Source organism: Caballeronia glathei (assembly GCF_000698595.1).
Taxonomy (GTDB): Bacteria; Pseudomonadota; Gammaproteobacteria; order Burkholderiales; family Burkholderiaceae; genus Caballeronia; species Caballeronia glathei.
The window spans coordinates 116,230-124,571 of the sequence record NZ_JFHC01000012.1; the positions used below are offsets into that span (position 1 = coordinate 116,230).

General features: G+C 62.5%; 6 protein-coding genes. 2 read left to right on the plus strand and 4 right to left on the minus strand.

Features of this window, described 5'->3' with window-relative positions; genetic code table 11:
• Positions 1-13: 13 nt before the first annotated feature.
• Entirely contained in the window at positions 14-442 is a 429-nt protein-coding gene (mraZ, locus tag BG61_RS10985) for a division/cell wall cluster transcriptional repressor MraZ (protein WP_035927426.1), read from the minus strand.
• 391 nt (positions 443-833) lie between these two features.
• Positions 834-1,490 carry a 2-polyprenyl-3-methyl-6-methoxy-1,4-benzoquinone monooxygenase gene (gene coq7 / locus BG61_RS10990; protein WP_035927423.1) on the minus strand — a complete coding sequence of 219 codons (657 nt, stop codon included), beginning with the start codon at positions 1,488-1,490 and terminating at the stop codon, positions 834-836.
• A gap of 349 nt (positions 1,491-1,839) precedes the next feature.
• Here coq7 and BG61_RS10995 point away from each other — a divergent pair, with 349 nt between their 5' ends.
• On the plus strand, positions 1,840-3,003 hold the full coding sequence (locus BG61_RS10995) for a porin (RefSeq protein WP_035927420.1): 1,164 nt from the start codon (positions 1,840-1,842) through the stop codon (positions 3,001-3,003).
• Positions 3,004-3,177: 174 nt separating this feature from the next.
• Here BG61_RS10995 and BG61_RS11000 read toward each other — a convergent pair whose 3' ends face one another.
• Positions 3,178-4,851, minus strand: a complete 1,674-nt coding sequence (locus BG61_RS11000) for a long-chain fatty acid--CoA ligase (protein WP_035927417.1) — start codon at positions 4,849-4,851, stop codon at positions 3,178-3,180.
• A gap of 140 nt (positions 4,852-4,991) precedes the next feature.
• The gene (locus BG61_RS11005; RefSeq protein WP_035927415.1) at positions 4,992-7,073 is read right to left on the minus strand and encodes a molybdopterin-containing oxidoreductase family protein; all 2,082 of its coding nucleotides are present in this window, start codon (positions 7,071-7,073) and stop codon (positions 4,992-4,994) included.
• 165 nt (positions 7,074-7,238) lie between these two features.
• On the opposite strand from BG61_RS11005, the gene BG61_RS11010 reads away from it, so the two are divergent.
• A partial coding sequence (locus tag BG61_RS11010; protein ID WP_035941653.1) for a M20 aminoacylase family protein occupies positions 7,239-8,342 on the plus strand: 1,104 nt, incomplete at its 3' end.

Sequence of the window (8,342 nt, forward strand, 5' to 3'; positions counted from 1 at the left end):
GTTCAGCGCCGCGTCAGAAGGTGAAATTCTTCAGCGAGTCGGGCATGCCCTGCGCCATGGCCGCCGCTTCCTTCGCCGCGTACGTGTCCGCGTCCCACAGCTCGAAGCGGTTGCCCATGCCGAGCAGCGTCACGTTCTTCTCGAGCGACGCCGCCGCGCGCAATTCCGGCGACACGAGCACGCGCCCGGCGCTGTCGAGCTCGACGTCCATTGCGTTGCCAAGGAATATGCGCTGCCACCAGGCGGCTTCCATCGGAAGCGCGGCGACTTTCGCGCGGAAGACTTCCCACTCGGGGCGGGGAAAAAGCAACAGGCATCCATCCGGGCTCTTGGTGAGCGTAACCCGGCCTTCTGCCTGTGCTTGCAGCGCTTCCCGATAGCGGGACGGAACCGACATCCGTCCTTTCGCATCGAGCGTCAGCGCCGACGCCCCTTGGAACACTCGCCCTCTCCCCTTTTGACGACGCCGCCCATGGCGCCCTTCCTGCTGAAAATATGCCGGAAAGTGCTCGTGAAATCACACAAAAATACACTTTCTCACACTGTCTCCCACTTTAGAGGAACGGATTTGTATGGTCAAGACTCGCCCCTCTTTTTCGAATGATTTTGTTTGCTAGAACAAGGACTTAGCGCGGCAGCTTGAAGTAACGCGAAAGGAGAAAAGTGTTATGAATGAACGAGCTAGTGGAGGATGTGAAGGTAGTACGTGAAATCAGCAGAGGAAGCGCGCGAAACTTAAGGCTTCTGTAATTGAAGTTCGCGGCGATGAGGAACGGCCGGATTGAGGATGGCGCCGGTGGGAGGCCGTCCCACCGGCAGCGGGTTTTAGCGGCTCAGATGCGGTACGCCGTGCGCGTCATCACCTTCGACGCCGCGCGCATCAGCGCGCGCACCGGAAACGGCACTTCAGTGCCGCCGGCGGCGACGGCTGCCGCGGCGTGAGCGCTCTCGTCGATACGCATCTGCTCGACGATCGCGCGCGACGCAAGGTCGTTGGCCGGCAGCGTCTGCATATGGCCGACGAGGTGACGTTCCACCTGGCGCTCCGTCTCCGCCATGAAACCGAGGCTCGCACGGTCGCCGAAGCGGCCCGCGACGAAGCCGATCGCGAGCGAGCCCGTGTACCACAGCGGATTGAGCAGGCTCGGACGCGAATCGAGATCACGCAGGCGCTGCGAGGTCCAGGCGAGATGATCTTCCTCCTCGCGCGCGGCGCGCTCGAAATCGGCCTTGAGCGCGGGCGAGTTCGTGGCGAGCTTCTGCGCCTGATAGAGCGCCTGCGCGCACACCTCGCCGACGTGGTTCACGCGCATCAGCCCCGCCGAATGCGCCTTCTCTTGGTCCGTGAGTTCCGCCGCCTCGACGGGCATGCCCGTTTCGTCCACATTGCCCGCTGCTTTCGGCTCAGGCACCGGACGCGACATGCGACTGATGCCCGCCATCGACCTCAGCCCACGATCAAACTCGGTAATCAGTTCGTCGAGCGTCATTCAAACCTCCTTTCAATAGCCTTTTCCGCTGCTCCCGCTGCCGTCCTCATTCGCGATCCTTAGCAATCCACATGCTGCACAAAATATCTCAGTAAGGCGCCAAACATCCGCTGCAATTGTTAATTAGGGCAAACACGGGTCGCAAAATTGCAACGAATCCAAGATTTTAGCGCATGTTGCGTAAACGTCACAGGCCCCGACCGAGCGGACGGCTTTTCCTTTGTTCACAAAAGCCTCTTTGTTACATTACGTCCAACTTCTTTTGAAGCACCCGGCGAGGACCGTCAACACACTGGCGCTAGAACAGTGACCTTGCCAAAGAATCTCAACACCCTTGGAGATCATTTCAATGAAAAAGTCGCTTCTCGCTCTGGCCGCATTGGGCGCATTTGCTGGCGCCGCTCATGCACAGAGCAGCGTGACGCTGTACGGCATCATCGACGCAGGTTTCGTTTATAACAACAACAGCGCTGGCGAAAAGCTGTACTCGCTGAACAGCGGCAACCTCCAGGGCAGCCGCTGGGGCCTGCGTGGCACGGAAGATCTGGGTGGCGGTCTGAAGGCCATCTTCGTGTTGGAAAACGGCTTCAACGTGATGAACGGCCGTCTCGGCCAGGGCGGCGACGAGTTCGGCCGTCAGGCTTACGTGGGTCTGTCGACGGCTCAGTTCGGTACGGGCACCCTCGGTCGCCAGTATGACTCCGTGGTCGACTACACCGGCGCGCTGGAAGTCGGTAGCCAGTGGGCGACGTACTTCGGTGCGCACCCGGGCGACCTGGACAACATGAACAACTCGAACCGCGTGAACAACGCGATCAAGTACACGAGCGCCGACTACGCCGGCTTCAAGTTCGGCGGCCTGTACAGCCTGGGCGGCGTTGCTGGCCAGTTCAACCGCAACCAGATCTGGTCGGTGGGTGCAGGCTACAACCGCGGCCCGCTGCAATTGGGCGCTGCGTACTTGAACGTCAAGGACCCGAACACCTCGTTCTTCGGCAACAACGCGACCTCGAGCGCGACCGGTTCGAACATGGGCGGCAGCCTGGTGTACTCGGGCTACGCATCGGCGCACACGCAGGAAGTCATCTCGGCCGGCGCGGCGTACTCGATCGGCGCGGCAACGGTCGGCGCAACGTACTCGAACACGCAGTTCAAGGACGTGGGTCGCGACGGCGGCGCTGCTCTGAACCCGGTTGGCTACACGGGCGGCACGGCGAAGTTCCACAACGCCGAAGTCAACTTCAAGTACCAGCTGACCCCGGCGCTGCTGCTCGGCCTCGCCTACGACTACACGCATGGCTACAGCCTGAACGACGCGACGTACCACCAGGGCATGGCCGGCGTGGACTACTTCCTGTCGAAGCGCACGGACTTCTACGTCGCAGGCGTGTACCAGCACGCTTCGGGCACGGACTCGACGAACCAGTCGGCTCGCGCGAACATCAACGGCCTGTCGGCGTCGTCGACGTCGAACCAGGTTGCGGCGATCGTCGGTATCCGCCACAAGTTCTAATAAGTCGTAACACAGCTGTATCTCCCTGGAAAGGCGCCTGCGGGCGCCTTTTTTTTGCTCGTGCCGTCGCATCGTGTGGAGTCGGCGTGGTGGCGCGGCGACAAAAAAGCCTTCGCGTCTCTCGACGTGAAGGCTTTTTCCGGACCGCGGAGCGCTTGCCCGAGCGCTTGTCCGTTACGCCTTGCCTTCGCGCAACTCGCGTCTCAGGATTTTGCCCACATTGCTTTTCGGCAGATCGCTGCGGAACTCGATGCTGCGCGGCCGCTTGTAACCGGTGAGCCGCTCCTTGCAGAACGCGATGACATCAGCTTCGGTCAGGCTCTCGTCCCGCTTGACGATAAAAAGCTTCACTGCCTCGCCCGAGTTCTGGTCCTTCACGCCGACCGCGGCGACCTCGAACACGCCGGGCAGCGTCGCGACGACATCCTCGATCTCGTTCGGATACACGTTGAAGCCCGACACGAGAATCATGTCCTTCTTGCGATCGACGATCTTCACGTAACCGCGCGCGTCCATCACGCCGATATCGCCGGACTTGAAGAACCCGTCCGGCGTCATGACCTTCGCCGTTTCGTCCGGCCGGTTCCAGTAGCCCGCCATCACCTGCGGTCCGCGGATGCAGATCTCGCCCGCCTGGCCGAGCGGCAATTCGTTGTTGTCGTCGTCCCGGATCGAGATTTCCGTCGACGGGAACGGCAGGCCGATCGTGCCCGTGTACTCCGTTGCCGTCACCGGATTGCAGGTGACGCACGGCGAGGTTTCCGACAACCCGTAGCCCTCGATGATCGGCGCGCCGGTGGTCGCGAACCAGCGCTTCGCCACCGCTTCCTGCACCGCCATGCCGCCGCCGTTCGCGGCGATCAGCTTCGAGAAATCGAGCTTCGCGAAATCCGGGTGATTGAGCAGCGCGTTGTAGAGCGTGTTCACCGCCGGGAACGTGTTGATCTGGATGCCCTTCAGTTCCTTGATGGTGCCCGCGATATCGCGCGGATTCGGAATCAGCACGCCCAGGCCGCCCGTGCGAATCGTCAAAAGACCGCATACGGTGAGCGCGAAGATGTGATAAAGCGGCAGCGCGACGACGCAGATGAACGGGTCGATGTCCGGGCGCTGCTTCAGCGCGGGACTGAGCCAGATCTCCGATTGCAGCACGTTGGCGATCAGATTCCTGTGGAGCAGCGTCGCGCCCTTCGCCACGCCGGTCGTGCCGCCCGTGTACTGCAGGAACGCGACGTCCTCCGGGCTCTGCGCCACGGGGGATAGCGTTGCACGTGCGCCTTGCGCGAGCGCGTCGTTGAAGCGGACATGGCCGGGCAGGTCCCAGACGGGCACCATCTTCTTCACGCGACGCACGACGAAATTGACGAGGAGGCCCTTGACGCCCAGCAGGTCGCCCATCGCCGCGACGACCACATGTTTGATCGCCGTTTTTTTCACGACCTGCTGCAGCGTGCCCGCGAAGTTCTCGAGCAGGACGATCGCCTCCGCGCCGCTGTCCTTCAACTGATGTTCGAGTTCGCGCGGCGTATAAAGCGGATTCACGTTCACGACGATATAACCCGCGCGCAGCACGGCCGCGATCGCGACCGGATACTGCAGCACGTTCGGCATCATCAGCGCGATGCGCGCGCCGGGCACAAGGCCCTTCGACTGAAACCACGCGCCGAGCTTCATCGACATCGCGTCGAGTTCGCCATACGTGATGGCCTGCCCCATGCAGAGGAACGCGCGCCTGTCGCGGTTCTTGCGGAAACTGTCCTCGAGCAGTTCCGAAACCGACCTGTACGCAGAGGTGTCGATCTCGGCAGGCACGCCGGCCGGATAGGAATTCAGCCAGATTTTTTCCATACGGCGTCTCCTTTATATAGTTTTAGAATGGTCGTGCGGAAAACGAATCCTAACGGCTCGACCTGCTTCCGACAACCGGGTTAGACGCCACATTCCAGACTGCTTCAGATGTGCCATATCGATCGTGCACGATGCGAGGCTCAATGCACGGGCTCCACGTCGACAAGACAATCATAGAAGGTTGCCGCCCCCCCGAGATCGGTCAACGCCTGGCTCGTCACCTGATTGGCATTGCAGCCATCGGGCGCCAGTTTTTTCCACCAGATCGACAAGCCGACCACCACGCCCTCGCGTGCGCGATCCGTCACGCGGGCGCGCGCCTGCATCGAGCCGCGGTCGTTGAAAATCCGCACCATTTCACCGTCGGCGATCTGGCGGGCGTACGCGTCGGCGGGATGGATGTCGAGATGCGGCTCGCCTTCGGTCGAACGCAGGCTCTCCACGTTCACGAAGCTGCTGTTCAGGAAATTGCGCGCCGGCGGCGAGATCATGGCGAGCGGATAGCGCGCGGCGAGTTCGGGCGCGCCGTCGGCTGACTCGTATGGCGGCAGGTAATCCGGCAGCGGGTCGAGGCCCTCCTGCTTCAGACGCTCGCTATAGAACTCGCATTTGCCCGACGGCGTGCGAAATCCGCCGCTGGCAAACGGCGCGTCGGCGAGCTTGAGCTGCGCCCAGCCCGCCGTTTTCAACGTGTTCCAGCTTTGGCCCGCGAGTGCGGGATCGTCCCAGCGGAACGCCTTCGACGCGATTTGCTCGTCGGTTTCGAAAAGCGCGGGCTCGCTCAGCCCCATCGCGCGCGCGAGGCCGCGGAAGATTTCGGTGTTCGGCCGCGACTCGCCGACCGGCGTGATAGCGGGCAGGTTCGCCATCACGTGCGTGTGCCCGTACGACTTGTGGACGTCGAGATGTTCGAGCTGCGTCGTCGCCGGCAGGATGAGGTCGGCGAAATCGGCCGTGTCGGTCTGGAAATGCTCCAGCACGATGGTGAACAGATCCTCCCGAGCGAAGCCCGCCGCGACTTTCTCCGAATCCGGCGCGACTGCAACCGGATTCGAGTTGTACACGATCATCGCCTCGATCTTCGGACCGAAGGCGCCGCCTCCGGGATTGAGAAGCGCATCGCCGATCGCATTCATGTTGACGATCCGCGGCAGCCTGGACGGCCATCCGGGCAGCAGGTCGGGGCGCTCGAGCGCGCTCGAATTCACCGGCGCCCATCCCGACGACGACAGCAGAAGACCGCCCGACCGCTCGCGCCACGCGCCCGTCAGCGACGGCAGGCACGCAATGGCCCGCACCGCGTTGCCCCCGCCGCGCACGCGCTGCATGCCGTAGTTCAGGCGGATCGACGCCTTTTTCGTCGAGCCGAAGGCGCGCGCCAGATCGACGATCACCTGCTCCTCGATACCGCAGATCCGCGCAACGCGCGCCGGCGGATATTCGGCGGCCCGAGCCTTGAGTTCGTCGAAGCCGAGCGTGTGCGCGCCGATGTACTCGCGATCGATCCGGCCCTCGCGAATCAGCACGTCGATCATGCCGAGTGCGAGCGCGCCATCCGTGCCGGGCTTCAGCGCCACGTGTTGATGGCACTTTTCGGCGGTGAGCGAGCGATACGGATCGATCGCGATGAGTTTCGCGCCGCGGCGTTTCGCCTCCTGCGCGCGCGTCCAGAAATGCAGGTTCGACGCGATGGGATTCGATCCCCAGATCAGAATCAGCTCGCTTTCCTCGTAATACTCGGTGTGCATCCCGAGACTCGCGCCGTAGGTGTAGCGAAGACCAGCCGCGCCGGCCGCGGCGCAGATCGTTCTGTCGAGCCGCGACGCGCCGAGCGCGTTGAAAAACCGCGCCGCGATGCTTTCGCCCTGCACCAGGCCCATCGTGCCGGCATAGCTGTACGGCACGATGGCTTCGGGCGCGCGGGCGGCGATCGGCTTGAGCCGGTCGGCGGCTAAGCGCAGCGCCTCGTCCCAGCCGATCGCCTCGAAACGCCCTTCGCCCTTGCGGCCGATCCGGCGCAGCGGCGTCAACAGCCGGTCGCGATGATGCGTGCGTTCCGCGTAACGCGACACCTTGGTACAGAGCACGCCTTGCGTCGGCGGATGATCCGGATCGCCGCTGACCTTGATCGCCCTGCCGTCCTTGACGGTCACGCGCATGGCACAGGTGTCCGGGCAATCGTGTGGGCAGACGGCACGAGCGAATTCGGTGAGGGCATTCATACTGGTATCCGGAGGAAACATGCAAAAAGCAGGCGTATCACCGAATTTTATTACGGCTTGCGCGCCCACAATTGGCTGAATAGATTAAAAAACGTGGCGGCGTAGAATGGTTGACTATAACGCGCCCGGCGCGTGCCCCCTCCTTCGCTAACCGAGACCCGTTCCATGAACCTGATTCCAGAAATCGAAGCGGCACACGACGAAATCAAGGCACTCCGACGAACGATCCATGCCCATCCCGAACTTCGCTACGAAGAAGTCGGAACGGCGAAACTGGTGGCCGAAAACCTCGAACGTTGGGGACTGACGGTGCATCGGGGGATAGGCAAGACGGGCGTCGTGGGCGTGCTCAGGCGCGGCTCCGGCAGCGCTTCAATCGGGCTGCGCGCGGACATGGACGCTCTGCCGATTCAGGAGCTCAATACGTTCGATCACCGTTCGACCCACGAAGGCCGCATGCACGCCTGCGGACACGATGGCCACACGGCGATGCTGCTCGGAGCGGCGAGGCATCTCGCCCGACACGGAAAATTCGATGGTACCGTTGTCTTCATTTTCCAGCCCGCAGAAGAAGGCGGCGCGGGCGCGCGGAAGATGATCGAAGACGGGCTGTTCGAGCGTTTTCGCGTCGATGCCGTTTTCGGCATTCATAACTGGCCGGGCATTCCTGCGCGCCATTTCGGCGTGACCGAAGGCCCGATCATGGCGTCGAGCAACGAATTTCGCATCAGGATTCGCGGCACCGGCTCACATGCCGCGATGCCTCACAATGGCCGCGACCCGGTGTTCACCGCCGTGCAGATCGCAAATGGCCTGCAAAGCATCGTGACACGCAACAAGAAGCCGATCGACACGGCCGTGCTTTCGATCACCCAGATTCACGCCGGCGACGCGGTCAATGTCGTTCCCGACGAAGCCTGGCTCGCAGGCACCGTGCGCACATTTACGGTCGAGACGTTGGACTTGATCGAAAGCCGAATGCGCAAGATCGTTCAGGCGACGGCCGCGGCCTACGAGTGCGATGTCGAGTTTGAATTCAAGAGAAACTACTCTCCGACGATCAACGATCCCGAGCAGACGCGATTCGCGGCCTCGGTGATGGCGGAGGTGGTGGGTGCCGACAACGTCGATACGTCCGTCGAACCGACGATGAGCGCGGAAGATTTCTCTTTCATGCTGCTCGAGAAGCCGGGCTGCTATGCGTTTCTCGGTAACGGGGATGGACGGCATCGCGACACGGGTCACGGCATGGGTCCGTGCATGCTGCAC

Coding starts and splice junctions, on each gene's coding strand:
- coq7 (WP_035927423.1), bottom strand. CDS start 1,490: ATGACGCTCGACGAACTGATTACCGAGTTTGATCGTGGGCTGAGGTCG.
- BG61_RS10995 (WP_035927420.1), top strand. CDS start 1,840: ATGAAAAAGTCGCTTCTCGCTCTGGCCGCATTGGGCGCATTTGCTGGC.
- BG61_RS11000 (WP_035927417.1), bottom strand. CDS start 4,851: ATGGAAAAAATCTGGCTGAATTCCTATCCGGCCGGCGTGCCTGCCGAG.
- BG61_RS11005 (WP_035927415.1), bottom strand. CDS start 7,073: ATGAATGCCCTCACCGAATTCGCTCGTGCCGTCTGCCCACACGATTGC.